General features: G+C 72.5%; 2 protein-coding genes. Both read right to left on the bottom strand.

The annotated features are described in order from the left end of the window. Positions 1 to 1,375, bottom strand: a 1,375-nt coding sequence (locus G6019_RS08475; RefSeq protein WP_309230190.1) for an arabinosyltransferase domain-containing protein, incomplete at its 3' end; no start/stop codon positions are given. Positions 1,376 to 1,387: 12 nt separating this feature from the next. Next, on the bottom strand, positions 1,388 to 2,002 hold a 615-nt coding region (locus G6019_RS08470; protein ID WP_182627401.1), incomplete at its 5' end, for an arabinofuranosyltransferase.

Genomic DNA, 2,002 nt, shown 5'->3' with positions numbered 1-2,002 from the left:
CCGCGGCCAGGGCGGCCACGCACATGAGACCGGTGGGGCCCGCCCCGAGGGAGAACGCGGCCACGCCGATCGCCGCGACGCCCGGGACGAGCCTGCGCGTCGCGATGGACCGCTCCACGAGCGACCAGGTGAGCAGGGCGCCCAGTGCGATCACGGGCTCGGGACGCAGCCCGTTGTTGAACGCCATCCAGAAGGCCAGGAACAGCGCGGCGCCCGTCCACCGTGGCCGGTGCCAGGTTCGGGCGAGCCGGCCCAGGCGCGGGACCACCTCCCGGCTGATGATCAACCAGGCCAGGATTCCGCACGCCAGGGTGGGCAGGCGCATCCACGGGCTCGCCGTCGACACCTCGGCGAACACCCGGAGGATCTCGTAGTACCACCCCACGGGGGACTCGGGGGAGCCGAGCCAGCGGTAATAGTTGGCCATGTAGCCGCTGGGCCCGGCCGAGCGGGCCATGGTGAGCAGGTAGCCGTCGTCGGAGGTGTTGGCACCGACGAGATGCCAGAACCCCAGGACTCCCACCACCACGCCGTCCACGGCCGACAACCGGGTCCACGAGCGGGGGACGAACCGACGGTCGGACCGGCCGTCGATCCCGTCGAGGCGGTGCAGGAACACCACCGAGGCGAGTGTGGCCAGGACGCCCAGCGCCATCATCGCCAGCTTGAGCGCGGTGGGACTGGACGAGTACCGGGAGTCGACGGTGATCTCCACCGTCGACGAGTCCAGCCCCTCCGGCGCCGAGGCGGGCGTCAGGTCCGTGAAGATCCCCGTGACCTGCGGGCGCATGGTCCCGGGGACGGCCGCGCGGACCGGGTCCTCACCGTCCGCCTCTCCGTTCGGCTGCCCGTTCTCCGCGGCGCCCCCGTCCGCACCCTCGTCGTCGGACAGTCCGGTCAGCTCGGCGACCAGGATCCCGACCTCGGCCCGTACCCGCAGGGACCCGCAGTCCGGGTCCCGGAGGGCGGACAGCGGGACCGAGAGCAGGGGCGTGTTCCTGACCGCCACCTCGATCGCGGGGTCGCCCGCGGCGTCCGTGGAACGTTGCACCACCAGACCGTCGGAGATCCGGCCCGGGGCGCCGTCGGGCAGGGTCGAGAACACGATCGTGTCGTCGGGGACCTCGGCCAGCGGGCCGCAGGGGGCGGTGATGGTCAGGTCGAGCGGCCTCCCGGAGACCAGGGGGGCGGTGACGGAGGCGTAGTCGGGTCCGGCGGTCCAGCGCACCTCGGTGGTGTCCTGGTGGACAGGCAGGAGACCGGCGAGGATCGCCAGGAACGCGCCGAGGAAGCCGGTGATGACGGCCATGCGACGGTCGCGGTCGATCCCCGGGTACGGGTGCAACCCGAGGGGGCTCCCGTCGCTCGTCGTCACGGTGTGGTCACCTCATCGCACCACGATCACGGCGAACGGACCCACGTCGTGGACCTCGAAGTGGGGGCCGGTCACGGCCTCCGAGGGGATGGTGACGCCGAACCGGCGGACGTTGGGGTCGTTGGGGTAGGTGTCCTCGGCCAGGCGCAGGGTGTACCCGGAACCCGACGGGCGGGCGACCACGGCGTCCGGGCGTCTCCAGGGCGTGTCGGTCATCATCGCGTACAACTCGTCCGCGCTCGTGGCGTCCTCCCAGCCGATCATCGTCTCGTTGCGTTCGGCGTACCGGCCGAGCGGGTTGGCGTAGTGGGAGGTCACCGCCTGGTAGGCCAGGTACGGGTGGTAGGCCAGGAAGGCGTCGGCGGTGCTGGCCACGACGAGGTCGGTCCTCTCGCGGCCCGGGAACGCCTCGAGGATGACGCTGTCGATCTCGGCGTAGTGGGATTCCGGTCCGGGCGGGTAGCGGTCCGCGCGCTCGCCGTCGCCGTCGGTGTCGGTGTAGGCCAGGCGGATCTCCTCGTGCAGGTGATCGGGGATCCCCTGCGCGTGGGCGACTGCGGCGAGGGTGGCCATGACGCCCACGACGGCGGTCGCGCGGCGACGGCGTTCGGCGGCCTCGGCCGTGGG

It is taken from the genome of Dietzia sp. DQ12-76 (assembly GCF_014145045.1).
Taxonomy (GTDB): domain Bacteria; phylum Actinomycetota; class Actinomycetes; order Mycobacteriales; family Mycobacteriaceae; genus Dietzia.
The sequence above is the reverse complement of the archived record's forward strand: the minus strand, read 5'-3'. Positions and strand labels throughout refer to the sequence as shown.